Consider the following 25,735-nt stretch of genomic DNA (forward strand, 5'->3'; position numbering starts at 1 on the left):
GCTACTGTTTCCGGCGACGCGGCTTCTGCAGCCAGGGACGCAGCAACCGAGTGGTGGCCGGCAAGAAGATGTAGGTCATCAACGGGGTCAGGATGCAGATGTTCAGCAGCACGGCGAACACCAGTGGCCAATCCTTCAGCAACGGCACCAGCAGGAAGTTGGAAAGCAGGCTCAGTGGGAAGAACGGCAGGAAGATGCTCACGGCTTGTTTCCAGCGCGGCGGAACCACCGTCTCGGGAATGGTGATGTTCTGTTCTCCCGGCGGCTCGAACCAACCCTCGATCCCTGTCCGGTGCTCGACCCGGGTGGTCTCCACGAGCTCCGCAGCGCTTTCCACCCACCAACGGCGCTCGTCGGATTCATCCCAGGCGCGCAGCGATTTGGCGTCGGCAAAGCGGTAGAGCACGTGCCATTCGTTGGAATCGGGTGCGGTGCGGATCCACCCGGATCCGAGGTAGCCGTTCCATTCGCGGGCCAGTTCCTGGCCGGCCTGCACCCAGGCATTGAAACGACGGTGGTGTTCGGGGAGCACCGTTCGGGTGATCGAAACGGTAATGGGTTCAGCTTGTGGCATTCCTACAATGTAGACCCCGCGGGACGACTACGACCACCCGACAACCAGGCGGGCGGCCTGCTCGGGAATCGTGGGGTCGACGCCGGTGAGCTGGGCGAACCGCTTGAGCCTGTTCATCAGCGTGTTTCGATGGCAGAACAGCTCCTCCGCGGCCGCAGCGATGCTGCCAGTCCGCAGGTAGGCCCGCGCCGATTCGCCCAGCCGCCGGCGTTCGGTGACACCGCAACCCGCCAGTGCCCGCTCGACCTCCTCGAGGCCCGGGGCCCCTGCGGCGGCAAGTTCAAGCCTGGCCATCCGCGCCCAACCCCGCGCCCAGGTCATCGCCCCGCGTTCCCCCGGTTCCAGCAATTGCGCCAGCGACCGGGCCACCAGCGAGGCCCTGGGAACCGCAGCAAGTGTGCGCGGTTCGGCGACCATGCCGCAGCTGGTTCCTTCCAGGCGCGCCCCCAACCGCTGGCATTCCGATCCGGCCCGGGCATCGAAGGGGTAGAAGACGATCAGTGCGTCGGACAGCGAATGCGTGTACACCCCGGTGGTGGCGCGTTCGGTGGCAAGTGCCAGCCGCAGGGCCGGGATCTGGTCTCCCATGGCGGCAACCACCACGTACTCTGCCTGCAGCGGCCGCCCCAGCTCCCCGGCGATCCGCTCGAGGGTGTCCTCCGCCAGGTCCTTTTCACTGAACAGCGTTGCCAGGTACCCCTGGCGCATGCTTGCGGCCTCGGCCTGGATGCGGGCCAGCTCCGCCACGTAGGCCTGCTGGGTTTCGCCCGCGTAACCGTCCACGACCTCCCAGACGCGTGCGGTGTGGCCCACCAGCAGCAAGGCATCCTGCGGCCCGGCAATCGAAGTGATGGCCGCCCAGATGATCGAGAAGTCGAGCCTGATGGCCGTCATGAGCGCCTCGATCGGCACCCCGGCGCGTGCCCGGGACACACCCACGTCCATGGCGATGGCCTTGCGGGCGCGCAGGAAGTCGGGCGCGTCGTCTGCATCCTTCATGGCCTTGATCAGCGCCTCGAAGGACGCACGCCCGGTGCGCCTGATCTCGCTCAGCGGCAGCGGCGCCTCGGCGTAGATGGGAATGCCTGTCACGCGGGCGATGAACTCGTCGGTCAACTCCCCGACGTCCAGCTTCGCCAGCAGGTCCGCCCACCGCCGGGCATCGTCGGTTTGCACGTTTTGCGTGCTCTTTTGGAAACCTGGAGTTAACATCGTTCCATATTATGTGCTTTTGCACCGTTTGTGGCGTGGAACTCGTTGTGAATCGTGCGCCCGGACACACCGCTTCCTTGGCAAGATGAATGGTGTCCCCAAGTACCGGCGGCCATGCGTGCAGCAAATCCCGCCCTTGAGATCAGGCAGAAAATTCCCATGACCCACACTGCAACATTCGAAGCAGGCGCCACGAGGCAGATCTCCGACAAGGAGGCCACCAAGGTCGCCGTCGGGGCCCTCATCGGCACCGCCATGGAATGGTACGACTTCTTCCTCTTCAGCGCCGCCGCGGCACTGGTGTTCAATGTCCAATTCTTCGCCAGCCAGAATGCGACGGCCGCCGCGATGGCCGCCTTCGCCACGTTCGGCGTCGGGCTCGTGGCCCGCCCGATCGGCGGAATGATCTTCGGCGTGATGGGCGACAAGATCGGGCGCCGCAAGACGCTCATGGTCACCATCGTCGGCATCGGCATCATCACCGGCCTGATCGGCTTGCTGCCGACCTACGCCGCCATCGGCATCGCCGCACCGATCCTGCTGGTGTTCCTGCGCATCGCCCAGGGCCTGTTCGTGGGCGGCGAGTGGTCCGGCGCCATGACCATCGTGGTGGAGAACGCCCCGCTGCACCGCCGCGCCCGCTACGCGGCCCTGCCGCAGATCGGTTCGCCGATCGGCACGATCCTCTCCTCCGGCGGGTTCTTCCTCATGACCGTGTTCTTCACCAAGGACAGCTTCGATGCCTGGGGCTGGCGCATCCCGTTCCTCGCCGCCATCCCGATGCTGCTGGTGGCCCTGTACATCCGCAGCCGCCTCGACGAATCCCCGGTGTTCAAGGAGCTCATGGAGAAGGGCGAGACCGAAAAGGCCCCGATCCGCGCCACGCTGAAGGAATCCTGGAAGCAGATCATCATCGGCATGGCCGCGGGCCTGCTCGGCATCGGCGGCTTCTACCTTGTCACGGCATTCGTGGTTTGGTACGGCGTCAACGTGCTGGAGTACGAGCGCTCGCTGATGCTGCTGGGCGGCATCATTGCCGCCGTCGTTGAAATCCCCGTGCTGATCCTCGGCGGCCGCCTCGGCGAGCGCTTCGGTTCCTCGAAGGTCATCACCTACGGCGGCATCTTCTCCGCGGTCATCGCCTGGCCTTCCTTCCTGCTCATCGAGTCCGGCAACGACTTCCTTGTCATCTTCGGCATGACCCTTGCCGTCGCGGCGCTGTCCCTGCCGTACGCGGCCTCCGGCACGGTGCTCACCGGCCTGTTCCCGGCCAAGACCCGCTACACCGGCGTCGGCTTCGCGCAGAACACCGCAGGCATGATCTCCGGGTTCATCCCGCTGGCCGCCACGGCTCTTGTCGCCTCCGCCTCCAACCACTGGTGGCCGGCCGCCGCGATGCTGGTCTTCCTCTCGCTGTTCACCGCCGTCGCCGGCGTGATCGCCCCGAAGCTCAGCGTCGACCTTCCCGGCTTCAAGCACTAGCCACCGTCCGGCGTGCGCCGCGGGATCCCCCCAAATCCCGCGGCGCACGCCGGGAATCCAGATCCTCCTTTTCCACGCTCCACCACGAAGGACCACGACAGCCCATGTCCATGTCAGCCGGCCACCTCATCGTCAAAACCCTCGAAGCCCACGGCGTCCAGCGCATCTACGCGGTGCCGGGCGAAAGCTACCTCGACGTCCTCGACGGGCTGCATGACTCCCCCATCCACACCGTTGTCACCCGCCACGAGGGCGGCGCGGGGTTCATGGCCCTGGCCGAGGGCCGGCTGGGCAAGACCCCCGGCATCGCCATGGTCACCCGCGGCCCCGGAGCGGCGAACGCGATGATCTCGATCCACACCGCTTGGCAGGACGCGACAGCGATGGTGCTCTTCGTCGGGCTCATCCCGCTGGCCGACCGCGGGCGCGATTCCTTCCAGGAGTTCAGCCTCGAGGGCTGGTTCTCCACCACCGCCAAGGCCGTGTTGGTGCTCGACGACGAGCACCAGGCCGGGGACCTCGTGGCCCGGGCCCTGCGTTTGGCCGCCACAGGGCGCCCGGGTCCGGTGGTGGTGGGGCTGCCCGAGGACGTGCTGGTCCGCGTGACGGCTTCCCCCGTCCCCTCCGTGCTGCCGCTGCCCGAGGCCGCGCCGAGCGCCGCAGGCCTCGAAGCCCTGTGCGGCATGCTGCGCGAGGCGGCACGCCCGGCGATCATCGTGGGCGGGGACGGCTGGGACGCGGAGACCTCCAGGGTGCTCGCCGGGTTCGCCGCCGACGCCCACATGCCGGTGCTCGCCGACTGGCGCGCCTACGACGCGATCGACCATGCTTCCGACGCCTACGCCGGCTGGCTGGGCTACGGCCGGGCCGAACGCACGGTGCAGGCACTCCACGACGCCGACCTGCTGGTCTTCATCGGCTGCACCCGCGGCGACGTGCTCTCCGAGGGCTACACGGCCGCGCTGGACACCCCGACGGTCGTGGTGTCCGCCGACTCCGGACTCACCGGCCACGCCGGGCGCATCGACGCGCACCTGGGCATCGGCCCGGCGCAGCTGATCGCGGCACTTCCCGCCGGCGACGAGGTGCGCGGCGGGCGCGATGCCACCTGGATGCAGCGGCTGCGCACCGAACAGCTGGAGTTCACCGTCCCCGGAGCCGACGGCGGCACCGGCGTGGACCTGGGGCTGGTGTTCGGCGCCCTCGAGGAGGCGCTGGATGCCGACCGGATCATCTCCTACGGCGCGGGGAACGCCACGCTGTGGGGCCACCGCTACCTCAGCCACCACGGCCCGAACTCCCTGGTCGGCCCACGCAACGGCGCCATGGGGCTCGCGGTCCCGGCCGCCGTGGCGGCAAGCATCATGCACCCGGGACGCCACGTGGTGGCGGTCTGCGGTGACGGCGACTTCTTCATGAACGCCCAGGAACTCGCCGTCTCCTTCGCCCACGGCGGGACCCCGCTGGTCATCGTGGTGGACAACGGCATCTACGGCACCATCGTCGACCACCAGCGCCGGCACTACCCGCAGCGCCCCTCCGGCACCTCCATGAGCAACCCGGACTTCGCGCAGTGGATCGCCGCCTTCGGCGGGCACGGTGAGTTCGTCGAGACCACGGAGGGCTTTGCCCCGGCGCTCGAACGCGCGCTGGCCAGCGGGCTGCCGGCGGTGCTGCACCTGAAGACCGACCCGGCCACCATGGGGCCCGGCACCGTGGCACACCGCACGGAGGTCTCGGCATGAGACTCGATCTGCTGGTGCGTGCCGGCACCATCCTGACCCTTGACGACTCCCGCCCGACCGCCCGCGAGATGGGCGTGATCGGCGGGAGGATCGTCGGATTCGACGAGGAACTCGCCGGCTGCACCGCCGAGCGCACCGAGGACTTCGGCGACGCCGCAATCACCCCCGGCTTCATCGACGCCCACTGCCACACCGCCTGGTGGGGCCTGGGGCTGGGCGCCGTCGACCTCTCCGGGGCGCGCGGGCTCGAGGAGCTCTACGCGCTGCTCGAGGCGGAGATGCTGCGCCTGGAGGACAGGCCCGGCGTCTGGCTCAACGGCACCGGGTTCAACAACAAGCACCACGATGGCCTGTTCCCGGACATCAAGCGGCTGGATGCGATCACCGGGGAGCGACCGCTGTACCTGCGCCACGTCTCCGGGCACGCCTCGATCACCAACACCGCCACGCTGCGGCTGGCCGGGGCCCTGGAGGCGGGCTTCGCCAACCCCGTGGGCGGCGCCGTGGTCCGCGACGCCCACGGTGAGCCCACGGGACTTGTCGAGGAGGCGGCGCAGGGGCTCGTCCAGAAGCTGCTGCTGCCCTACTCCGTGGAGCAGGTCGCCGGGGCGCTGGACGCCGCCACGGCCCGCTACGCGGCGGAGGGCATCACCTCCTTCACCGAGGCCGGCGTGGGCGGCGGCTGGATCGGGCACTCCCCCGTTGAAATCACCGCCTACCAGCAGGCCCTGGAGTCCGGCCGCCTGCACGCCCGCGCGCAGCTCATGCCGGCGCTCGACGCCCTCGCGGAGCAGGAATCGCATGCAGCGGACGCCCACGGCACCGGCGGCGGACGCGGCCTGGCCCTGGGCATCCGGGCGGGCTTCGGCAATGAGCACCTGTCGCTGGGCCCCGTGAAGGTGTTCATGGACGGCTCGCTGCTGGGCGCCACGGCCGCGGTGACGGAGGACTACTGCGGGCACCAGCACAACACCGGCTACCTGCTCGACACCCCGGAGCAGTACCTCGAGCGGGTGTCCGCTGCCTACCGTTCCGGCTGGCCGGTGGCCCTGCACGCCATCGGCGACGCCGCCATCGACCTGGCCATCGAGATCATTTCCGGGCTGCAGGAGCGCCACGGCCCCAACGCGCTGCCCAACCGGATCGAGCACTTCGGCATCGCCCGCCCGGACCAGGTGGCGGCGGTGGCCCGGCACGGCATCGCGGTGACCCCGCAGGCCTCCTTCATCGGCCCGCTGGGCGACCAGTTCGCGGCGCTCGTGGGCCCCGAACGCGAGGGCTGGCTCTACCGCGGCGCCTCGCTGCTGGAGGCCGGCGTGCTGGCCGCGGGCAGCTCCGACCTGCCCGTGGCGGACAACAACGTGCGCCGTGCCATGGCCTCGGCGGTGGACCGCCGCACCGAGAAGGGCCACGTGCTCGGCGGGGCCTCCGAATGCCTCTCCCCGCTCGAGGCCCTGCGCCTCTACACCGTCAACGCCGCGCGTGCCACGGGCCAGTTCGGGGACCGCGGCAGCCTGTGCCGCGGCAAGCTGGCCGACTTCGTGGTGCTCTCCGACTCCCCGCTGGAAACCGACGACATCGCCGGCCTGCGCATCCTCGGCACCTTCGTCGGCGGCCGGCAGAGCTACTCGCCGCTGACTGCCGACGCACCGGCCCTCGCCTGACCCACCGAACCCAAGGAATCCCCCATGACTTCACAGCACGCTTCGTTCCTCGCCGATTTCGCCTCGATGAGCTGCAACGGCGCCACCGCCGGCGGCGGCGTCGACCGCCAGGCCGCAACCGTCGCCGACGGGCAGAACCGCAACTGGTTCCGCGGCCTGGTCGAGGGCCACGGCTTCACCGTCCGGTACGACGCCGTCGGAAACCAGTACGCGCTGCTCGAGCTTTCCCCCGGCGCCCCGTGGATCGCCGTCGGCTCGCACCTGGATTCGCAGCCGCTGGGCGGGCGCTTCGACGGGGCTTACGGCGTGCTCGCCGGAGCCCACGCCGCCCTGCGCGTGCGGGAGGCCCTCGGGGACTCCGCCGCCGCATTCAACATCGTCGTCATCAACTGGTTCAACGAGGAGGGCTGCCGCTTCAAGCCCTCCATGATGGGCAGCTCCGTGTACACGGGCAAGCTCTCCGCCGCGCAGGTCCTGGACACCACGGACCCCGCCGGCGTCACGGTGCGCGAGGCCCTGGAATCGATCGGCACCATCGGCGACTTCGAGCTGCCGGTGTCCGCCTACGTGGAGATCCACATCGAGCAGGGCCGCTCCCTCGAGGACCGCGGCCTGGCCATCGGCCTCGTCGAGTCGACCTGGGGCGCCAACAAGTACGAGTTCGTGGTGCACGGCGACCAGGCCCACACCGGCGCCACGGTCATCGCCGACCGCCGGGACGCGCTGCTGGGCGCCTCGGCGCTGGTGGTTGCCGCGCGCGAGATCGCGCTGGAGCACTCCACCGAGGAGCACATGGTCATCACCTCCTGCGGCGAGTTCAACGTGTTCCCGAACTCGCCGGTCGTCGTGGCGAGCCGCGTGAACCTGCTGGTCGACGTCCGCTCCACGGACCCGGACGTGCTGGCGGCCGCCGACGCCGACCTGCATGCACGCGTCGCGGCGATCGAGACGCTGGCCAACGTGCGGATCGAGCGCGGCGCCGAGCACGTGTGGGGCGCCAAGGCCTACGACAAGGCGGGCCTGGAGCTGGCCGCGGATGCCGCCCGGAGCCTGGGGCTGAGCCACGGCGTGGTGCGCACGCTCGCCGGCCACGACTCGACGAACATGAAGGACATCGTCCCGACCATCATGCTCTTCGTCCCGAGCGTCGAGGGCATCAGCCACAACGAACGCGAGCTGACGAGCGACGCGGACATGCTCGCCGGCGTCGACCTGCTCGGCGAGGTGCTGCTGCGCGTGGCGCGCGGCGAATTCGTTTCCCGGGGCGGGGACTACGCTGGGCTTGAAATGGATGCACCAGTTTCGAGCTAAGGACCCGCCCATGCCGCAGTCTCCTCCCAAAGACCACCTGCTCCTGGAATTCTCGCTGTTGAAGTTCGACGAGATGACCCGGATCGTCGCGGCATTCGACGACGAGCGCGCCGTGCGGCCCCCGGCGCTGCCGGGGGCCAACACCCCCTACGGCATCCTCAACCACTGCCTGGGCATGATGCGGCGCTGGAGCAGCAGCGTCAACCGCGGGATCGAGGTGCCGCGCGACCGCGATGCCGAGTTCACCGACACCGGCACGGTGCGGGAGCTGCTGGAGCGGGCCGCCGTGGTGCGGGGGCAATTCGTTGCCGACGTCCGTGCCGTGGACCCGGCGGCGGCACCGGCCAGCGTGCCCGAGGGACGGGCGGCCTTTTGGACGGCGAGCACGCACGGTGTCCTGCTGCATGTGTTCGAGGAGCTATGCCAGCACCTGGGGCAGCTGGAGATCACCCGGGACATCCTTGACCGCCGATGACTCCGGATCGGCAAAATAGGCCTATCCTGTACCTCATGCGTCTTAGTGCACAAAGCCTCCGGGCCGCCGCCCGGGCGGTGCTGCCGCGGCACCCGGCCCAGGGCATCGCGCTGGGTTTCGGCCTGGCCATCCTCGCCGGAACCGCGGTGCTCATGCTGCCGATCTCGAAGGTGGGTCCCGGCGGCGCAACCTTCCTGGAGGCGCTGTTCACGGCGACCTCCGCCGTGTGCGTCACGGGGCTGGCGGTGGTCGACACCGCCGTCTACTGGACGACGTTCGGGCAGGTCTCGATCCTCGTCATGATCCAGCTCGGCGGCTTCGGCATCATGTCCTTCGCCGCGCTGCTGGGCGTGCTGATGGCCCGCCGGCTGGGCCTGAAGTCCCGCATCCAGACCGCGGCGGAGACCAAGAGCACCGGATTCGGCGACGTGAAGTCCGTGCTGCTGGGCATCCTGCGCGTCAGCATCGCCACCGAGGTGGTCGTGGCGGCGATGCTGGCCCTGCGCTTCGGGCTCGGCTACGGGCAGTCGCCGGGGCAGGCGATCTGGATGGGCGTCTTCCACTCGGTCTCCTCGTTCAACAACGCCGGGTTCGCGCTGTTCAGCGACAACCTCATCGGCTTCGTCGGGGATCCGTGGATCTGCCTGCCGATCGCCGGGGCCATCATCGTGGGCGGCCTGGGCTTCCCCGTGCTCTTCGAGCTGGCCCGCCGCTACCGCAGGCCGCTGCACTGGTCGATGAACACCAAGCTGGTGCTCAGCGGAACCGCGGTGCTGCTGGCCGGGGGCACCGCCTTCATCTGCGCGGTGGAGTGGAACAACCCCAAGACCCTGGGCATGCTCTCCACGGCCGACAAGCTGCTGGCCGGCTTCTTCCAGTCGGTGATGACCCGCACCGCGGGCTTCAACTCGCTGGACCTGGGCCAGATGGACCCCGCCACGTGGCTGGGCATGGACATCCTGATGTTCATCGGCGGCGGCCCCGCCGGCACCGCGGGCGGCCTGAAGATCACCACGTTCGCCGTGCTCTTCTTCATCCTGCTCACCGAGATCCAGGGCGGCACGGCCGTGAACGTGTTCGGCAAGCGGCTTTCGCGCTCGATCCACCGCCAGGCCATCACGATCGTGCTGCTGGCCGTCGCCCTGGTCATCGGCTCGACCATGGCGCTGATGCTGATCACCGACATCGACTTCGACCGGCTGCTCTTCGAAACGATCTCCGCCTTCGCGACGGTGGGCCTTTCCACGGGCATCACCCCGGCACTGCCGCCGGCCGGACAACTCCTGCTGGTGTTCATCATGTTCGTCGGGCGCCTGGGCCCGGTGACCCTGGCCTCCGCGCTGGCCCTGCGCTCGCGCCCCATGCTGTACGAATTCCCGAAAGAGAGGCCACTCATTGGCTAAGCACCCGCTGTTCTCCCCCAAGTCGCTCGAGCGCATTTCCGAGGCCGACTCGGTGGTCGTGATTGGCCTGGGCCGCTTCGGCGGCTCACTGGCCCTGGAGCTCGCGGCGGCGGGCACCGAGGTCCTGGGCATCGATGCCGACGCCGACGTCGTCCAGTCCTTCAACGGCCTGCTCACCCACGTGGTGCGCGCCGATACCACCAAGGAGGAGGTGCTGCGCCAGCTCTCCGTGCACGAGTTCGACAGGGCCGTGGTGGGCATCGGCAGCGACCTCGAGGCGAGCATCCTGACCACCTCCACGCTGCTGCGCTTCAAGATCCCCGAGATCTGGGCCAAGGCCGTGAGCACCGCGCACGGGCAGATCCTCGAGCAGCTCGGCGTCAAGCACGTCATCCACCCCGAGCAGGACATGGGCCGCCGCGTCGCCCACCTGGTCCGCGGCGCCATGCTCGACTACGTGGAGTTCGAGGACGGCTTCGCGATGGTCAAGACCCGCCCGCCGCGCGAGGCACAGCACCGGCCGCTGGGCGAAGCCGGCGTCAGGGCCAAGCACCAGGTCACGGTCGTCGCCATCAAGCGGCAGAGCGGCGAGTGGGACTACGCGACGCCGCAGACCGTCCTGCACCCCGACGACGAGATCATCGTTGCCGGGGCCACCGCCGCGGCGGAGCGGTTCGCCACGCTGCTCTGATCCTGTGGATTTTCGCGCCCCGCGGCGCGATGCTGGTGTCATGAAACCAACAAACCACAGCGCCGTGTACGTGGAATCGACGGAGTCCGACGTCCGCGAGCTCACCCGGCGGCTCCTTGTCGACCTCGGCGGGCCCACCGTCCAGGCCATGGCCGGCAGCCACGACAACACGGCGCCCCACCGGTGGGCGCACCCGCAGGGAACCGGCCCCGGGCCCGCCGAGGAGCAACGGGTCCGCCTGGGCTACCGGGTGTGGAAGACCCTGGAGGCCCTCGGCGACCGGGAGGCCGCCGCCGCCTGGCTGCTGGAGGGGAACCCGGAACTGGGCGGGGCGACGCCCGTGGAGTTCATCGCGCAGCTGCACACCCGCGAGGTCGTCGCTCTGGCCGAGTCGCTGGTGCTGCCCTAGGCGGCCACCGTCCCGTCGGGTGAAACCGAGAGGCGATGCACCTTCCCGGCACGTGCGGCACGGTCGAGCCACCGCCGCTCGTGGGTGACTGTGACAACGGCCCCCGGATAGTGCTCCAACGCGTCCTCGAGTTCCTCCACAAGTTCCGGCGCCAGGTGGTTTGCCGGCTCGTCGAGCAGCAGCAGGTCGCTCGGGATCCCCAGCACCAGCGCGACGTCGAGGCGACGGCGCTGCCCGACCGAGAGCTCGCACAGCCGGCGGGAGAGGTCGGCCGCGCGAAAGAGCCCGAATCCCAGCAGCCGCGCGGCGGCCTCGTCGAGCCCGGTGCCCGTCGCCCTGGCGAACTCGCCAAGCACGCGGGTGCCGGTTCCCGGGGAGACTTCCTGGCGCAGGTAGGCAACCCCGAGCCCAGCCCGCCGCCAGAGTGTCCCGGTGTCCGGGGCCAGCTCCCCGGCCAGCACCCGCAGCAGTGTGGTTTTCCCCGCACCGTTGACGCCGTCGACCAGCCAGCGCTGCCCCGGGAGGATCTCCAGCTTCCCCGCCCGAAGCGCTGCGGGGCCGCCGGCGCGCCCTATCCCGAAGCCGCCGGTGCCCAGCAGCGGCAGGTTTGGGCCCACCGGCCCGAAGTCGTGCACGAAGCGCAGCGGTTCGGCGGGGCGCGGGACCGGGTCGGCCAGCAGCCGTTCGAGGCGCTGCCTGGCCATCGAGATCCTGCCCGCGGCACCGTGGTCGCGGCCGCGGGGGCTGAAGGCCCCGTGCCCGAATCCCGGCTTGTCCATCTTGCGCGGTATGTTCCCCAGCGCGAAGGTGTTCGCCGCAAGGAGCCGCCGCTGGCGTTCGACCTCTGCGAGCCATGCCTCGTGCAGCCCCAGCAGCCGTGCCCTTTCGGCGGTCCTGGCCTGCAGGTATCCGGCATAGCCGTTGCCGAAGCGGCGCAGGGTGCCGTCCCGGACCTGGATGATGTCCCTGGCAAAGCTGTCGAGGAAGCTGCGGTCGTGGGTGACAACCACCATGGCCCCGCGGTGCTCCCGCAGCCGGCCCTCGAGCCAGGCGAGCCCCGCCGCATCAAGGTGGTTCGTCGGTTCGTCGAGCAGCAGCAGCTCCGCATTCAGCGACAGTGCCGCGGCAAGGCCGAGCCGCGCGCGTTCGCCGCCGGAGAGCGAGGACACCGGCCGCGTCCGGTCCAGGCCCCCGAGCCCCAGTTCGCCGAGCGCGGCATCGACCCGCCGGTCCACGGTGTAGCCCCCGCGCGCCTCGAACCGCTCGGTCAGGGCGCCCCACTGCTCCAGCAGGGCGGCGCGCTCGCCCTCCGCGGCCGCGGCCACCGCCTCGGCGCCGGCCTGCACCCGTGCACCCAGGTTGCGCAGGTCGGCCAGGAGCAGGTCAAGGGCCCGGGCCACCGACGCCGCTGCCGGGAACTCGGGGTGCTGCTGCGCGTGGGCCAAGCCTCCGGGCAGCTCGAACTCCCGCAGGCCCGCGGCGAGCCGGACGGTTCCCGCCAGGGCACCGAGCAGTGTGGATTTTCCCGCGCCGTTGTCGCCGACCACCGCGATGGCGTCGTGCGGGCCGATGGCAAGTGTGGCATCGCGCAGCACCGTCCGTTCGGCGAAGCGGACGGTTGCCCCGCGGATCAGGGCGCTGCGGTGGGTTGCAGGGGACACGTTGCTGTCTTTCGTCGGCGCGCCATCGACCTTCGGGGACGGACGCGGGGAAACGGGGACGGCTCACGCACGGCTCGACACCTGGTCGGCAGGCGTGCCTGGGACCCGCCGCGGAGCATGCTCGACGCGGCGTCCCGTCCTAAAGAAACAACGTACCCATGCGTTCCATGGTAGCGGCGCTGTCTAGACCCAGCGGTGCGGCGCCGGCCTGCGGGCGCCGGGCAGTGCCGTGTCGGCGCGCCACTGTCCGATCCATTCCGGCAGCACCAGGTCGGCGGGCACTTCCTCGCCCACTTCGCGGATGATCTCCTCGTTGGGGACCGGGCCCTTCGGCGAGACCATCCGGGTCGCGATGGTGGCCTGCACGCAGACCTCGCCGTCGACAACCATGCGCTGCTCGAAGTAGATGCAGCGCTCGTCCATGCCGATGAGCCGGGTTTCCTGGGTGAACTTCTGGTTCAGCACTATCGACTTGCGGAAGGTGATGGTCTCGGCCTGGACCACCGGGGTCCACTTGTTCCGCCGGATCACGCCCCAGGCGCCGGAGCGCATCATGAGCTCGAAGCGCCCGAGGTCGAAGAGCGAGAAGTACATGCCGTTGTTGATGTGCAGGGCGATGTCGATGTCGGTCGGCAGCGCGCGCATCGGCGTCGAGATCGGCTCGAAGATCGACACGGGCGGTCGTTTGCGGACCGTCACCATCAGGGCGAGGAGGCGAAAGAGTACATGCATGAAGCACAGCCTACTCGTCGGTAACTTATTCGTCACCCATGTGTCGGCGGCAACTGATTGACTTAAGCCAATGAGTTGGGTGAAGATTGACCTTGGCGCACCACCGTACGCCGCGAAATTCACCAGCTTCAGGATCCACACCATGGCCCCGCGCGCCCTTCGACCCTTCGCCCACCGCGACTACCGCATCCTGCTGATTGCCATGGCCATCAGCGTCTTCGCCCACGGCATGTGGGCCGTGGCCATGGTCTACCAGGTCAAGCACCTGGGCGGCGGACCGGCCCAGCTCTCCGTCGTGGCCACCGCGACCTCGATAGGCCTGCTGGGGTTCGTGCTGGTCGGCGGCATCGCCGCGGACCGGATCAGCTGCCGGAGGATCATCATCGCCGTCGAGGCGCTCTCCCTGCTGGTGATGGGCACCGTGGCGCTGCTGGCCACGACCGGGGCCATCCAGCTCTGGCACCTTGCCGCCGCCGGGTTCATCCAGGGCGCCGGGGCGGCGTTCTTCTTCCCCGCCTACTCGGCGCTGCTGCCCCGGATCCTGCCGGCCGACGACCTGCTGGCCGCCAACGGCATGGAGGGAATGTTCCGGCCGGTGCTGCAGCAGGCAGCGGGCCCGGCCATCGCCGGCGTGCTTGTCGCATCGTTCAACCCGCCCATGGCCGTCGTCGGGATCGCGGCCTGCCACCTGGCGGCGTTCATCGTGCTCAACGCGCTGGGCCACCACAAGGCCTACGACGAGCACCTGGAACCCGGGCAGAAGCGGCCCAGCGCCCTGGCCGACCTGCGCGAGGCCGTCGGCTACACGCTGGGCACGCCCTGGCTGCTGTGGACACTGCTCTTTGCCGTGGTCTCGGTGCTCAGCTTCATCGGGCCCATCGAGGTGCTGTTGCCGTTCGTCGTCGCCGACCAGCTGGGCGGGGACGCCCGGACCTTCGGCTTCATGCTTGCGGCCTTCGGTGTCGGTTCGGCCGTCGGCTCGCTGCTGACGGCCTCCTTCCCGCTGCCGCGCCGCTACCTCACGTTCATGATCGGGTTCTGGGGCTTCGGCACGGTGCCGCTGGCCTTCATCGGCCTGGCCACCGCCCCGTGGCAGCTGGCCATCCTGCTGGTCGTCGTGGGCATCACCGGCGGCCTGGGCCAGGTCATCTGGGGTACGCTGCTGCAGCGCCGGGTGCCGCAGCACATGCTCGGACGGGTGTCCTCACTGGACTTCTTCGTCTCGCTGGCACTGATGCCGGTGTCCATGGCGCTGGCCGGGCCGCTGGCCTCCATCATGCCGATCTGGGCGATCTTCGTTGTCGCCGGTGTCGCCTCACCCGTCATCGGGGTCGTGGCCTGGCTGGCCGGGCGGATGTACCGGGACGAGATCGGGCATCCGCTGGACCGAGCCGTCGGCCCGCGCGAGACGGCCGCGGCGGGGGAACCCTAGGCCTCTCCCCGGGTGATGAACTCGACGAAGTGCCCGGCCGGGTCCATGAGGTACACGCCGCGGCCGCCGGGGTCCTCGCGGGTGAGCCCGGGCTGGGTCAGCTCCGGGTCGGCCCAGTGTTCCAGGCCGCCTTCGCGGATGCGCCGCATGACGCGTTCGAAGTGCGCGTCGTCCACACGGAAGGCGTAGTGCTGCGGCGGGAACTCGGCCGGGGATTCGGCGAATTGCAGCACCAGGCCGTCATCCAGCACGACGGCCCCGTACGGCCCGGCAGCCTCGACGCTGCGGGCCTCGGCCAGCTCGAGGTAGAAGCGCGCCGAGGCCTCGCGGTCCCGGGCCTGGATGACCACGTGGTCAAGGGAAATGCCCATGGGCGGCGCTCCTAGGTGTAGGCCCGGCGCGGGTGGGCCGGCCTGTTGCCCTCAGCCTCCTCGATGGCGTCCGCGGCGCGGATCAGCCCCAGGTGGGAGAGCGCCTGCGGGAAGTTCCCGGCCTGGTGGCCGGTGGCGGCGTCGTATTCCTCCGCGACAAGGCCCAGGTCGTTGGCGGCGCCCGCGATGCGGTCCATGAGCCGGCGCGCGTCCGCCGGCCGCCCGGAGTGGGCGTACTGCTCCACCAGCCAGCAGGAGCAGACAAGGAAAGCGGCCTCCCCCGGCGGCAGCCCGTCGGTGCCCGCTTCGGTCCGATAGCGCCTGACGAACCCGTGCCCGTCGAGAAGGTCCTGCTCGATGCGTTTCACGGTGCCGAGCATCCGCGGGTCGTTGTGCTCGACGAACCCGACCTGCGCCAGCACCAGCAGCGAGGCATCGACCTCGGTGCCGTCGTAGGCCTGGGTGAAGCACCCCAGGTCGGCGTTGTAGCCCCTCGCAAGGATCTCCTCGCCCAGCTTGTCGCGGGCCTCGGCCCAGGCTTCGGCCTCGCCGGGCAGCCCGTGGAGCTTCACGGCCCGCACCCCGCTGTCCAGCGCGGCCCACATCATGGCCCGCGAATGCGTGAAGTGCTGTGGCTCCCCGCGCATTTCCCACAGGCCGCGGTCCTTGCGGGGGAGGTTGTCCAGCACCTGGTCGACAAGCGCCCGCTGCAACGGCCAGGAGAAGTGGTCCTCGTGCCCGCCCAGGGTCCGCAGTTCCTCGAGGGCCACCAGCACCTCGCCTATCACGTCGCCCTGGTACTGGTTCACGGCCCCGTTGCCGATGCGCACCGGGACGGATCCGGCGTAGCCGGGCAGGTGGTGCAGGATGCGCTCGGGCAGCTCCCGCGTGCCGTCGATCCCGTACATGACCTGCAACCCGCGGTGGTCCCCGGCGATGGCGCGCAGCAGCCAGTCCCGCCACTGCAGGGCCTCGGTGCTGTAGCCGTGGGTCATCATGACCTGCAGGGTCAGCGCGGCATCGCGCAGCCAGCAGAACCTGTAGTCCCAGTTCCGTTCCCCGCCCAGCGACTCCGGCAGCGAGGTGGTGGGAGCCGCCACGATGCCGCCGGTGGCCCCGTGGGTCAGCGCCTTGAGCACCAGCAACGAACGCCTGACAAGGGCCTCGTAGTCGCCGTGCGGCGTGATGTCGCTGGCCCAGTCGCGCCACTGCTTCGCCGTCCGCGTCATGCTCATGCCCACGTCGCTGGGCCCCGGGGTTTCCTCGTGGCCCCGGTGGCAGGCGAGCTCGAAATCGAAGACGTCCCCGGCGTTGACCACGAACTCGTCGCGGTGCGTGTGGTGGTACGCCTGGGGCAGCCGGGTGGCATGCAGGACGGCGGCGTGCGGGCCCGCCACGGCAAGCAGCGACTCGGTGCCATGCACGGTGTCAAAGCTGCGCCGCACCCACGGCAGCACCTTGCCGTAGTCGTAGCGCATGAGAAGCTCGTGTTCCATCACCATGGAGCCGCTCAGCCCCTCCACCCGGCGGACCACGCTGGAGTGGCCGTTGCCCAGCGGCATGAAATCCGTGACAAGCACCTGCCCGGTCCCGCTCCCCCACAGGGTGCGCAGGACAAAGGAGGAATCCAGGTAGTTCCGGCCGATGACCTGCCCGTCGCGCGGGGCCAGCAGCCAGCGCCCGTGCTCCCGGGTCCCGAGCAGCGCGGCAAAGACGCTGCCGGAGTCGTAGCGCGGGAAACACAGCCAGTCGACCGAGCCGTTGCGTGAGACCAGCGCCGCTGTCCGCTGGTCGGATAGCAATGCGTAGTCTTCGATGGGCGTACTCATGGCCCCACACAACACCCTTTTTCAGCGGCAGACAAGGTGTTTCCGCGCATACGGCGAAGGCCCGCCGCATTCCCCCGGGAGGGAACGCAGCGGGCCTTCGTCGGTTTGAACCGCCGGTGGTTAGATCACCGAGTCGCTCAGGTGGTTCGGGGTGCCGAAGCGGTGCGCGGTGATGGAGACTGCCTGCTCGTGCAGGAAGGTCAGCATTTCCACGCGGCCGGCGGAGACCACGTTGTTGGCGTAGATCGCGACATCCGGCTTGCCGTTGGTTGCCTCGGCGACGTCCATGATGTTGCCGCCGATGAGGCGGATGCGGGCTGCGGAGTCCGGGCCGGTCTTGGCGGCCAGGCGGGCGGCGCGGGCGCCGAAGGCCTGGGTGTCCTCGACAACGACGGTGGCCGAGGACTCGGTCAGCACGGTGCGGATCGCGGCCGGGATCTCCACTGCGGAGGAAACCGTCACGCGGGAACCGGCGGCGATGCCGGCGGCAACCACGCGAACCAGCTCGGCGATGCCGTGGCCCGAGGTCTCGCCCTCGAAGCGCACGGTCACCGGAAGGGCGCGGTAGCGGAAGACGTTGCGCTCTGCGTGCAGGCCGGAAACGTCCTTGGCGGTGTTGAACTCGTTGATCCAGGCGTCGTTGTCCGAGGCCAGGGCGGCTTCGAGCCAGGTCAGGTCCGCTGCCTCGAGGCCGGCGGTGCGTGCGGCGTTGACAAGCGTCGAGGCCGTCGCGGAGAGGATGCCGGACTTGGCAAGCGGGGCGTCTTCCCAGGCGCCCATGCCCACCAGGTAGTTCGGTCCGCCGGCCTTGGTGCCCGCGCCGATGGCCGACTTCTTCCAGCCGCCGAACGGCTGGCGCTGCACGATGGCGCCGGTGGTGCCGCGGTTGATGTAGAGGTTGCCGGCCTGGATGTTCTCCAGCCAGTACGCCATCTCGTCGGAATCCAGCGAGTGCAGGCCGGAGGTCAGGCCGTAGTCGATGTCGTTGACGATCGCCACTGCCTCTTCGAGGGTCTCCGCGGTCATGACGCCGAGGATCGGGCCGAAGTACTCGGTCAGGTGGAACTCGGAGCCGCGCTTGACGCCGGAGCGCACGCCCGGGCTCCAGAGCTTGCCGGAGTCATCGAGCTGCTGGGGCTCGAGGACCCACTTCTCGCCCTCGCCCAGCACGGTCAGGCCGCGCAGCAGCTTGCCCTGGGCCGGTTCGATGACCGGGCCCATCTGGGTCTGCGGGTCCTGCGGGTAGCCGACCTTCAGCGAGCGGGCGGCGTCGATGAGCTGGTTGTGGAAGCGCTTGGATTCGGCAGCCGAACCAACGAGCACGACCAGCGAGGCGGCGGAGCACTTCTGGCCGGCGTGGCCGAAGGCCGATGCCGCCAGGTCCTTGGCAGCCAGGTCGAGGTCCGCGTTCGGGGTGACGATCAGCGCGTTCTTGCCGGAGGTTTCCGCCAGCATCGGCAGGTCCTTGCGGAAGGAACGGAAGAGCTGCGCGGTCTCGTAGCCGCCGGTGAGGATCAGGCGGTCGACGGCCGGGTGGCTGACCAGCTCGGTGCCCAGCTCGCGCTCGGAGAGCTGGACCATCTGCAGCACGTCGCGCGGGACGCCTGCTTCCCAGAGGGCCTCGACCATCATGGCGCCGGAGCGTGCCGCCTGGCCGGCGGGCTTGATGATGACCGACGAACCCGCGGCCAGGGCCGAGAGGGTGGAGCCGGCCGGGATGGCGACGGGGAAGTTCCACGGCGGGGTGACGACGGTCAGCTTCGAGGGCACGAAGGTGGCGCCGGCGACGTTCTCCAGCTCCAGGCCACGCTGTGCGTAGTAGTGGGCGAAGTCGATGGCCTCGGAGACCTCGGGGTCGCCCTGGTCCAGGGTCTTGCCGCATTCGGAGCCCATGACCTCGAGCAGTTCGGCGCGGCGGGCCTCAAGGGTTGCGCCGGCGCGGTGCAGGATGGCGGCACGGGCGGCGGCGCCCATGGCAACCCACGATTCGGAGGCCGCAACGGCGGTCTCGACGACCTTGTTCAGCTCTTCCTCGGTGTTGACCATGGCGTTGGCCACGGACTCGGCACCCAGGGTGGAGGCGGCCATCTTGTCAACGATCTTCCGGCCCCAGGCACGGTTGCCCGGGAGGTCCGGGTCGGTGTCCGGGGTGTTCTCGAAGTCGCGGGTGCCGTTGGCCAGGCCTGCCAGCTTGGCGCCGACCTCTGCCTCGTCGACGATGCTGCGGTCCTGCACGCGGTGCGGGCCCGGGACCTTGTCGTCGAGGTCGCCCAGCGAGGCGAGGAAGCGGTTCTTCTCGCGCTCGAAGAGTGCCTCGTTTTTGTCCAACTCGAACACGGCGGACATGAAGTTCTCCTGGCTCGCACCTTCTTCGAGGCGGCGGATCAGGTAGGCGATGGCCACGTCGAACTCGCCCGGGTGTACCACCGGGGTGTAGAGCAGCAGCGAGCCGACGTCCTTGCGGACGGCCTCGGCCTGGCCGGTGGCCATGCCCAGCAGCATCTCGAACTCGATGCCGGCGGTGACGCCGCGGGCCTGGGCCAGCAGCCAGGCCAGTGCCACGTCGAAGAGGTTGTGGCCGGCGATGCCGATGCGCACGTTCTCGATGTGGCCCGGGCGCAGCGCGTAGTCCAGCACGGACTTGTAGGAGGTGTCCGAGTCCTGCTTGGTGTTCCAGGTGGCAACCGGCCAGCCGTGGAGGTCGGCCTCGACCTGCTCCATCGGGAGGTTTGCGCCCTTGACGACGCGGACCTTGATCGAGGCGCCGCCGCGGGCGGTGCGCTTGGCGGACCATTCCTGCAGGTGGATCATGGCGGAGAGGGCGTCCGGCAGGTAGGCCTGCAGCACGATGCCGGCCTCCAGGTCGCGGAACTCGTCCATGTCAAGGATCTTGGTGAAGACCGCGATGGTCAGGTCGAGGTCCTTGTACTCTTCCATGTCCAGGTTGATGAACTTCTTCTTGGGTGCCGAGGTGGCGGCCAAGCGGTAGAGCGGGACGAGCTTTTCGATGATGTGCTCGACGGCCTCGTCGAAGGCCCAGTGGTTGTGCGGGGCCACGGTGGAGGACACCTTGATGGAGACGTAGTCGACGTCGTCGCGAGCCAGCAGCTTGCGGGTGCCCTCGAGGCGGCGGGCGGCCTCGCCCTGGCCGAGGATCGCTTCGCCCAGGAGGTTGACGTTGAGGTCGATGCCCTCCTTCTTGATCTTGGAGATCGAGGCACCGAGCTTGGCGTCGGTGGCGTCGATGATCAGGTGGCCGACCATCTCGCGCAGGACCTTGCGGGAGATCGGGACGACGACGCCCGGCATGATCGGGGCCATGAAGCCACCCAGTGCCACCGCCGACTTCATGTACCACGGCAGGAAGGAGGGGACCTTAGGGGCCAGGGCCTTGAGGTTCGCCGCGGCGACCTTGAGGTCCTCGGGGCGGATGACGCCGTCGACGAAGCCGACGGTGAAGTCCAGGCCGTTGGGGTCCTTCAGCACGCCGGCGAGCTGTGCGGCGGAAGCGTCAACCGGAACCTTCGAGCCCTCGGTGAGCCAGTGGCGCACCAGCTTGATGGTTTCATCGGCCAGGTCCTGGGGACGGGCCAGGGGGGTGCCATCGGCGGCTAGTGCCGGGGGCACGATGCGCACGTGCGAGGTCTCGAGGGACACGGCTGCTTCTCCTTGGAAGATGAGATGTTTATCGATGATGAGTCGCCCGCAGGCACACCTGTGGGCGCGCGGGTGGACTGGTTCACAAGCCAGTATGACCCCAACCATACCTTCAGCGAAAGTGAACAAACCCGAAGGTTTTCCTTCGGCTTTTCCGATGTATTGTTGGGGTGTTCCCGCCACCGAGATCTTCCCCACATCCAAGGAGCCGCAATGCTTGAAATCCGCCGTCTGCGCCTGCTGCGGGAGCTGAGCATCCGAGGCACCATCGCCGAGGTCTCCGACGCCCTGAGCTACAGTCCCTCCTCGATCTCCCAGCAGCTCTCGCTGCTCGAAAAGGAGACGGGGGTGCAGCTGCTGCGCAAGGTCGGCCGGCGCCTCCAGCTCACCCCGCAGGCCGAGGTCCTGGTGGCCCACACCGACGAGCTGCTGGACTCCATGGAACGGGCCGAGGCGGACCTCGCCTCGACCCAGCCCGAGATCGCCGGTACGGTGCGCATGGCGGTGTTCCAAACAGCGGTGCTTTCGCTGATCCCCTCGATGCTCCGGCAACTGCGCCAGGACTACCCGCACCTGCGTGTGGAGATGGTCCAGCACGAGCCGGAGACGGCCCTTCACGAAACCTGGGCGCGCGACTTCGACCTAGTCGTCGCGGAACAATACCCGGGGCACGCGGCCCCGCACTACGCCGAGCTGGACCGCAAGACCCTGGCCCACGACGCCATCCGACTGGCCCTGCCCGCGCGCACCGACGCGATGCCCGAGGAGTTCCACCACGTCACCTCCATCGAGGCCGCCGCGGGCCTGCCCTGGGTCATGGAACCGCACGGCGCGGCCTCCCGGCACTGGGCCGAACAGGTATGCCGCTCGGCCGGTTTCGAACCCGACGTCCGCTACGAAACCGCCGACCTCCAGGCGCACGTGAGGCTTGTGGAATCCGGCAACGCGGTGGCCCTGCTTCCGGACCTCGTGTGGGCGTCGCGCACCCTGGATTTGCGCATCGTCGACCTGCCCGGCGCACCCCAGCGAACGATCTTCACGGCCATGCGCCACTCCTCCGCGCAGCACCCCGGTTTGATCGCCGTGCGCCGGGCGTTGCACGGGCAGGCGGGCGGCCTTCCCGCGACGCAGGACGGAGCCCGCTCAGTCCTGTAATCCGTGTCACAGGAAGATAACGCGGGCGCGTGAGGCGTCGCGGCGCCGGTGCCGTTGGTGTCATACTCGTTTCCGTTGTGCGCGCCAGTGAGTGCTACGTCGCAGTGCAACCAGCCCCGGGGAACATCCCTTTCCCGGTACGCTCCACACCCACGAGGTCCCACCATGTCTGAACAAGCCTTCCAGCTGATAGCCATTGCCGTGTACCTGGCGGCGATGTTGGCCATCGGCTACTTCGCCTACAAACGCACCAACAACATCGACGACTACATGCTCGCGGGCCGCGGGCTGAAGCCCGGCGTCGCCGCCCTGTCCGCCGGCGCCTCCGACATGTCCGGCTGGCTGCTCATGGGCCTGCCCGGCGCCATCTACCTCAACGGCCTGATCGAGGCCTGGATCGCGATCGGCCTGACCCTCGGCGCGTGGCTGAACTGGAAGTTCGTGGCACCGCGCCTGCGTTCCTACACGGAGGTGGCGCAGAACGCGATCACCATCCCGAGCTTCTTCGAGAAGCGCCTCAAGGACAACAGCCACTTCCTGCGCATCGCCGCCTCGGTGATCATCCTGGCGTTCTTCACCTTCTACGTCTCCTCCGGCATGGTCGCCGCGGGCAAGTTCTTCGAGTCATCGTTCGGCTGGAACTACTTCACCGGCATGTTCATCGTCGTCGGCATCACCCTGCTCTACACGCTCTTCGGCGGATTCCTCGGCGCAACGCTCACCGACGTGGCCCAGGGCCTGCTGATGTTCGCGGCCCTGATTGCCGTGCCGATCGTTGCCGTCATCCAGATGGGCAGCCTCGGCGATTTCACCAACCAGCTGAACGCCGTCAACCCCGATGCGCTGAACCTGTTCTCCAGCTTCGACGGAACCAACGGGTTCCTTGCCGCCGTGGCGATCTTCTCCACCGCCGCCTGGGGCCTTGGCTACTTCGGCCAGCCGCACATCATCGTGCGCTTCATGGCGCTGCGCACCCCCAGCGAGGCCAAGACCGCCCGCCGCATCGGCATCGGCTGGATGGCGCTCACCGCCCTCGGCGCAATCGTCACGGCACTGGTGGGCATCGTCTACTTCGCCGGGAACCCGGCCAAGGAGATCAACGACCCGGAAACCGTCTTCCTGCTGCTGAGCCAGATCTTCTTCCACCCGTTCGTCGCCGGCCTGGTGCTGGCCGCGGTGCTGGCGGCCATCATGTCCACCATGTCCTCGCAGCTGATCGTGTGCTCCTCCGCCCTGGTGGAGGACCTCTACAACATCGCCGGCAAGAAGCTGACCCCCAAGAAGGAAGTGGCCCTGGGCCGCTCCGGCGTGCTCGTCGTCGCCGTCGTCGCCGCGGCGCTGGCACTGAACCGCGACTCCAGCATCCTTGACCTTGTTGGCTTCGCCTGGGCCGGCTTCGGCGCGGCCTTCGGCCCGATCGTGCTGCTGAGCCTCTACTGGCGCAAGCTCACCGCGACCGGCGCGCTGGCCGGCATGGTCACCGGTGCCGTCGCCGTCTTCGTCTGGGGCAACATCGCCGTCCTGCACGATGCCATGTACGAGATCGTCCCGGGCTTCCTGCTGAACCTGCTGGTCGCCGTCGTCGTCTCCCGCATGACCTACAAGCGCAACGACGAGATCGATGCCGAGTTCTCCGCCATGGAGAAGGAAGTCGCAGAGAACGCGCCGTACGTCGAACCGGTCCGCTAGAAGCACTCCCTGCAGCACCAGGCGGGGCGGTCCATCCACCGGATGGGCCGCCCCGCTTTTCGGTTTCCGGTCCCCGCGCAGGCCTTCACGCGGGTGTCCCCGCCGTGTTTGACTGGCCGGGCAACCACCGCACACTGCACCGGTGCTCGAAATGAAATGAGGGACAGCCGTGAAACAGCTTTTTGACTTCAACTTCGACAGCTTCGTGACACCCAGGATCGTGAAGATCGTATACATCCTGATCACCGTGGGCCTGGCCGTGCTGTACGTGGGCATGGTGGTCAGTGCGTTCGTCTCCGAGAACGCCCTGCTCGGGATCCTGGTCCTGCTCGTCGTCGGCCCGCTTGTCACCATCATCTACCTGGCGTTGGCCCGCATGGGCCTCGAGTCGCTTGTCGCAACGATCCGCACCGCGGAACACACCGGCGAGCTGGTGCGCCTGGCCGGGGGCAGCGCACCGGGCCCCAGCTCGGTGCAGAATCCGTACCCCGGGGCGCCGACGGGCACTCCCCCGGCACCTCCCGCCACCCCCTTCGACGACGGTCGGCCGCAGGGCTGAACGGCCCCCGGAAGACCCGGAACCCGTCGGCGTTTCGGGGCGCCCTGGACGGCACCGCACAGCGGTCGGTTTTAAGCCACCGAATTGTGTTTTTGCCCCGGGTTTCCCGGGAATTCCCCGAGTCAGGATTTGCCGCCCGCAGGCTGTAGGCTCTTCCCATGCCTGATGTTCCTGCCCCATCCCCCGCCGCCTCCACGACCTCCGCCACGCCCGAGGTTTCGGATGATTTCGTCACCCGCCAGCACCGCACTCCCTCGGGCCTGCGGTACACCAGCACCACGGGCAGGATGGTGCTGCGGCGCGAGGAGGATGCCGACGGCAAGACCGAGGGATTCAAGCCCAAGGCAGAGATCTTCATGGTCGCCTACACCGCCGACGAGCCCGAGTCCCCGGCCCCCGCGACATCGGCCGCCAAGGCCCGGGCCAAGAAGCCCAGCGGCCCGCCCAGCATCAACCGCCGCCCGGTGGTCTTCGCCTTCAACGGCGGACCCGGGTCGGCCAGCCTCTGGCTGCACATGGGCCTGCTGGGCCCGCGCATCGTCGACTCGGGCGACGTCGGGAACATGACCCCGGCACCGTACGGGATCATCGACAACCCCGAGTCCCTGCTGGAGCACGCCGACGTGGTGATGATCGACCCGGTGAACACGGGCTTCTCGCGCGTCGTCGAGGGCGGCAAGACCGACGAGTTCCACGCCTTCATCGCCGACCGCGACCTGATCGCCGAGGCCATCCGCCTCTGGGTCACCCGCAACCAGCGCTGGCTCTCGCCCAAGTACCTCGTCGGCGAATCGTACGGCACCATGCGCGCCGTGGCGGTGGCCCGCCGCCTGCACGAGGCGCACGGCATGGCAGTGAACGGCCTGGGCCTGATCTCCACGGTGCTGAACATGTCCACCCTGGACTTCGCGCCGGGCAACGACACCCCCTACGCGCTGCACCTGCCCACCTACGCCGCGATCGCCCACTACCACGGCCGGCACGGAAACCGCCCGCTGGAGGAAGTCATCCGGGACGCCGAGGACTACGCGGCGGGCGACTACGTGGTGGCCCTGCACCTGGGCAGCCGGCTCTCCAAGCGGAAGTTCGACGGGGCCGTCAAGCACCTGGCCGAGCTCACCACGCTCTCCGAGGCCTTCATCCGCCGCACCAACCTGCGCTGGGACTACATGGAGTTCGCCACCGAGCTGCTGCGCGAGAAGGGCCTGATGGTGGGCCGCATCGACGGCCGCTTCACCGGGGTCCCGCCGCGCCTGCAGGAATCCCACACCTGGGACGACCCGTCGCTGCGCGCCATCACCCCGCCCTACGCGGCGGCGATCAACCACTACGTGCGCGCCGAACTCGGCTACGAATCGGACCTGCCCTACGAGGTGCTCACCGGCCGTGTGCACCCGTGGAGCTACGAGACCTTCGAGGGCAAGCCGATCGACGTCACCCGGGACCTGGAGCGCCTGCTCATCGACATCCCGGAGCTGCGCGTACACGTGGACTACGGCTACCACGACGGCGCCACCCCGCACTTCGCCGCCGAGTATGTGTGGGCCCACCTGGAGATCCCGCCCGCCGCCCGCGCCCGCTTCAGCCACTACTACTACGCCGCCGGGCACATGATGTACGTGGATCCCCAAGTGCGCGTGGCACAGCTCGACGCCCTGTCCGGGTTCGTCACCAAGGCCTGAGC

Annotated in this window: 20 protein-coding genes; 13 read left to right on the forward strand and 7 right to left on the reverse strand. The window is 69.1% G+C overall.

What is annotated here, in order from left to right:
• Position 1 precedes the first annotated feature (1 nt).
• Together ACSYDW_RS04085 and ACSYDW_RS04090 are read right to left on the reverse strand one after the other, a co-directional pair.
• A complete protein-coding gene (locus ACSYDW_RS04085; RefSeq protein WP_438337433.1) occupies positions 2-574 on the reverse strand; it encodes an antibiotic biosynthesis monooxygenase in 573 nt (190 codons plus the stop codon).
• Positions 575-601: 27 nt separating this feature from the next.
• The gene (locus tag ACSYDW_RS04090; RefSeq protein WP_438337434.1) at positions 602-1,750 is read right to left on the reverse strand and encodes an RsbRD N-terminal domain-containing protein; all 1,149 of its coding nucleotides are present in this window, start codon (positions 1,748-1,750) and stop codon (positions 602-604) included.
• Between the two features lie 195 nt (positions 1,751-1,945).
• Between ACSYDW_RS04090 and ACSYDW_RS04095 the strand changes: the two genes are divergently transcribed.
• The 8 genes from ACSYDW_RS04095 to ACSYDW_RS04130 all read left to right on the forward strand — a co-directional run bounded on the left by ACSYDW_RS04095 (position 1,946) and on the right by ACSYDW_RS04130 (position 10,966).
• Positions 1,946-3,268 (forward strand): MFS transporter, encoded by a 1,323-nt coding sequence (locus ACSYDW_RS04095; protein WP_438337435.1) that lies wholly within the window; start codon positions 1,946-1,948, stop codon positions 3,266-3,268.
• Positions 3,269-3,372: 104 nt separating this feature from the next.
• Positions 3,373-5,013 (forward strand): thiamine pyrophosphate-dependent enzyme, encoded by a 1,641-nt coding sequence (locus tag ACSYDW_RS04100; protein WP_438337436.1) that lies wholly within the window; start codon positions 3,373-3,375, stop codon positions 5,011-5,013.
• The gene (locus ACSYDW_RS04105) at positions 5,010-6,677 is read left to right on the forward strand and encodes an amidohydrolase (RefSeq protein WP_438337437.1); all 1,668 of its coding nucleotides are present in this window, start codon (positions 5,010-5,012) and stop codon (positions 6,675-6,677) included. Before ACSYDW_RS04100 ends, ACSYDW_RS04105 begins: the two co-directional genes overlap by 4 nt.
• A 24-nt stretch (positions 6,678-6,701) precedes the next feature.
• On the forward strand, positions 6,702-7,988 hold the full coding sequence (locus ACSYDW_RS04110) for a M20 family metallo-hydrolase (protein ID WP_438337438.1): 1,287 nt from the start codon (positions 6,702-6,704) through the stop codon (positions 7,986-7,988).
• Positions 7,989-7,998: 10 nt separating this feature from the next.
• Positions 7,999-8,463, forward strand: a complete 465-nt coding sequence (locus tag ACSYDW_RS04115) for a mycothiol transferase (protein WP_438337439.1) — start codon at positions 7,999-8,001, stop codon at positions 8,461-8,463.
• 35 nt (positions 8,464-8,498) lie between these two features.
• Entirely contained in the window at positions 8,499-9,866 is a 1,368-nt protein-coding gene (locus ACSYDW_RS04120) for a TrkH family potassium uptake protein (RefSeq protein WP_438337440.1), read from the forward strand.
• Positions 9,859-10,557 (forward strand): potassium channel family protein, encoded by a 699-nt coding sequence (locus tag ACSYDW_RS04125; protein ID WP_438337441.1) that lies wholly within the window; start codon positions 9,859-9,861, stop codon positions 10,555-10,557. The genes ACSYDW_RS04120 and ACSYDW_RS04125 overlap by 8 nt, the downstream gene beginning before the upstream one ends.
• A gap of 40 nt (positions 10,558-10,597) precedes the next feature.
• Entirely contained in the window at positions 10,598-10,966 is a 369-nt protein-coding gene (locus ACSYDW_RS04130) for an antitoxin Xre/MbcA/ParS toxin-binding domain-containing protein (protein ID WP_438337442.1), read from the forward strand.
• Here ACSYDW_RS04130 and ACSYDW_RS04135 read toward each other — a convergent pair.
• Together ACSYDW_RS04135 and ACSYDW_RS04140 are read right to left on the reverse strand one after the other, a co-directional pair.
• The gene (locus ACSYDW_RS04135; RefSeq protein ID WP_438337443.1) at positions 10,963-12,627 is read right to left on the reverse strand and encodes an ATP-binding cassette domain-containing protein; all 1,665 of its coding nucleotides are present in this window, start codon (positions 12,625-12,627) and stop codon (positions 10,963-10,965) included. The genes ACSYDW_RS04130 and ACSYDW_RS04135 overlap by 4 nt on opposite strands.
• 183 nt (positions 12,628-12,810) lie before the next feature.
• Positions 12,811-13,359, reverse strand: a complete 549-nt coding sequence (locus ACSYDW_RS04140) for an acyl-CoA thioesterase (RefSeq protein WP_438337444.1) — start codon at positions 13,357-13,359, stop codon at positions 12,811-12,813.
• A gap of 142 nt (positions 13,360-13,501) precedes the next feature.
• Here ACSYDW_RS04140 and ACSYDW_RS04145 point away from each other — a divergent pair, with 142 nt between their 5' ends.
• Positions 13,502-14,791 (forward strand): MFS transporter, encoded by a 1,290-nt coding sequence (locus ACSYDW_RS04145; RefSeq protein WP_438337940.1) that lies wholly within the window; start codon positions 13,502-13,504, stop codon positions 14,789-14,791.
• On the opposite strand, the gene ACSYDW_RS04150 is transcribed toward ACSYDW_RS04145, so the two are convergent.
• The 3 genes from ACSYDW_RS04150 to ACSYDW_RS04160 form a co-directional block, all read right to left on the reverse strand.
• The gene (locus tag ACSYDW_RS04150) at positions 14,788-15,162 is read right to left on the reverse strand and encodes a VOC family protein (RefSeq protein ID WP_438337445.1); all 375 of its coding nucleotides are present in this window, start codon (positions 15,160-15,162) and stop codon (positions 14,788-14,790) included. The two genes, ACSYDW_RS04145 and ACSYDW_RS04150, sit on opposite strands and share 4 nt — an antisense overlap.
• Before the next feature lie 11 nt (positions 15,163-15,173).
• Positions 15,174-17,006 (reverse strand): glycoside hydrolase family 15 protein, encoded by a 1,833-nt coding sequence (locus ACSYDW_RS04155; protein ID WP_438337446.1) that lies wholly within the window; start codon positions 17,004-17,006, stop codon positions 15,174-15,176.
• A gap of 105 nt (positions 17,007-17,111) precedes the next feature.
• Positions 17,112-20,648 carry a proline dehydrogenase family protein gene (locus ACSYDW_RS04160; protein ID WP_438337447.1) on the reverse strand — a complete coding sequence of 1,179 codons (3,537 nt, stop codon included), beginning with the start codon at positions 20,646-20,648 and terminating at the stop codon, positions 17,112-17,114.
• 213 nt (positions 20,649-20,861) lie between these two features.
• On the opposite strand from ACSYDW_RS04160, the gene ACSYDW_RS04165 reads away from it, so the two are divergent.
• The 4 genes from ACSYDW_RS04165 to ACSYDW_RS04180 all read left to right on the forward strand — a co-directional run bounded on the left by ACSYDW_RS04165 (position 20,862) and on the right by ACSYDW_RS04180 (position 25,733).
• Positions 20,862-21,803: a LysR substrate-binding domain-containing protein gene (locus ACSYDW_RS04165; protein ID WP_438337448.1), complete on the forward strand. Its 942-nt coding sequence runs from the start codon at positions 20,862-20,864 to the stop codon at positions 21,801-21,803.
• A 165-nt stretch (positions 21,804-21,968) separates the two neighbouring features.
• Positions 21,969-23,492: a sodium/proline symporter PutP gene (gene putP, locus ACSYDW_RS04170; RefSeq protein WP_438337449.1), complete on the forward strand. Its 1,524-nt coding sequence runs from the start codon at positions 21,969-21,971 to the stop codon at positions 23,490-23,492.
• Between the two features lie 169 nt (positions 23,493-23,661).
• Entirely contained in the window at positions 23,662-24,051 is a 390-nt protein-coding gene (locus ACSYDW_RS04175; protein WP_438337450.1) for a DUF4282 domain-containing protein, read from the forward strand.
• Between the two features lie 158 nt (positions 24,052-24,209).
• On the forward strand, positions 24,210-25,733 hold the full coding sequence (locus tag ACSYDW_RS04180; RefSeq protein ID WP_438337451.1) for a S10 family peptidase: 1,524 nt from the start codon (positions 24,210-24,212) through the stop codon (positions 25,731-25,733).
• The last annotated feature ends 2 nt before the right edge of the window (positions 25,734-25,735 follow it).

The organism is Paeniglutamicibacter selenitireducens (assembly GCF_051550675.1).
Taxonomy (GTDB): domain Bacteria; phylum Actinomycetota; class Actinomycetes; order Actinomycetales; family Micrococcaceae; genus Paeniglutamicibacter.

What these genes read in the sequence shown, in the direction of transcription:
- ACSYDW_RS04150 (WP_438337445.1), bottom strand. Translation starts at nt 15,162, where the DNA reads ATGGGCATTTCCCTTGACCACGTGGTCATCCAGGCCCGGGACCGCGAG.
- ACSYDW_RS04105 (WP_438337437.1), top strand. Translation starts at nt 5,010, where the DNA reads ATGAGACTCGATCTGCTGGTGCGTGCCGGCACCATCCTGACCCTTGAC.
- ACSYDW_RS04165 (WP_438337448.1), top strand. Translation starts at nt 20,862, where the DNA reads ATGCTTGAAATCCGCCGTCTGCGCCTGCTGCGGGAGCTGAGCATCCGA.
- ACSYDW_RS04180 (WP_438337451.1), top strand. Translation starts at nt 24,210, where the DNA reads ATGCCTGATGTTCCTGCCCCATCCCCCGCCGCCTCCACGACCTCCGCC.
- ACSYDW_RS04115 (WP_438337439.1), top strand. Translation starts at nt 7,999, where the DNA reads ATGCCGCAGTCTCCTCCCAAAGACCACCTGCTCCTGGAATTCTCGCTG.
- ACSYDW_RS04140 (WP_438337444.1), bottom strand. Translation starts at nt 13,359, where the DNA reads ATGCATGTACTCTTTCGCCTCCTCGCCCTGATGGTGACGGTCCGCAAA.
- ACSYDW_RS04085 (WP_438337433.1), bottom strand. Translation starts at nt 574, where the DNA reads ATGCCACAAGCTGAACCCATTACCGTTTCGATCACCCGAACGGTGCTC.
- ACSYDW_RS04120 (WP_438337440.1), top strand. Translation starts at nt 8,499, where the DNA reads ATGCGTCTTAGTGCACAAAGCCTCCGGGCCGCCGCCCGGGCGGTGCTG.
- putP (WP_438337449.1), top strand. Translation starts at nt 21,969, where the DNA reads ATGTCTGAACAAGCCTTCCAGCTGATAGCCATTGCCGTGTACCTGGCG.
- ACSYDW_RS04110 (WP_438337438.1), top strand. Translation starts at nt 6,702, where the DNA reads ATGACTTCACAGCACGCTTCGTTCCTCGCCGATTTCGCCTCGATGAGC.
- ACSYDW_RS04100 (WP_438337436.1), top strand. Translation starts at nt 3,373, where the DNA reads ATGTCCATGTCAGCCGGCCACCTCATCGTCAAAACCCTCGAAGCCCAC.
- ACSYDW_RS04130 (WP_438337442.1), top strand. Translation starts at nt 10,598, where the DNA reads ATGAAACCAACAAACCACAGCGCCGTGTACGTGGAATCGACGGAGTCC.
- ACSYDW_RS04145 (WP_438337940.1), top strand. Translation starts at nt 13,502, where the DNA reads ATGGCCCCGCGCGCCCTTCGACCCTTCGCCCACCGCGACTACCGCATC.
- ACSYDW_RS04095 (WP_438337435.1), top strand. Translation starts at nt 1,946, where the DNA reads ATGACCCACACTGCAACATTCGAAGCAGGCGCCACGAGGCAGATCTCC.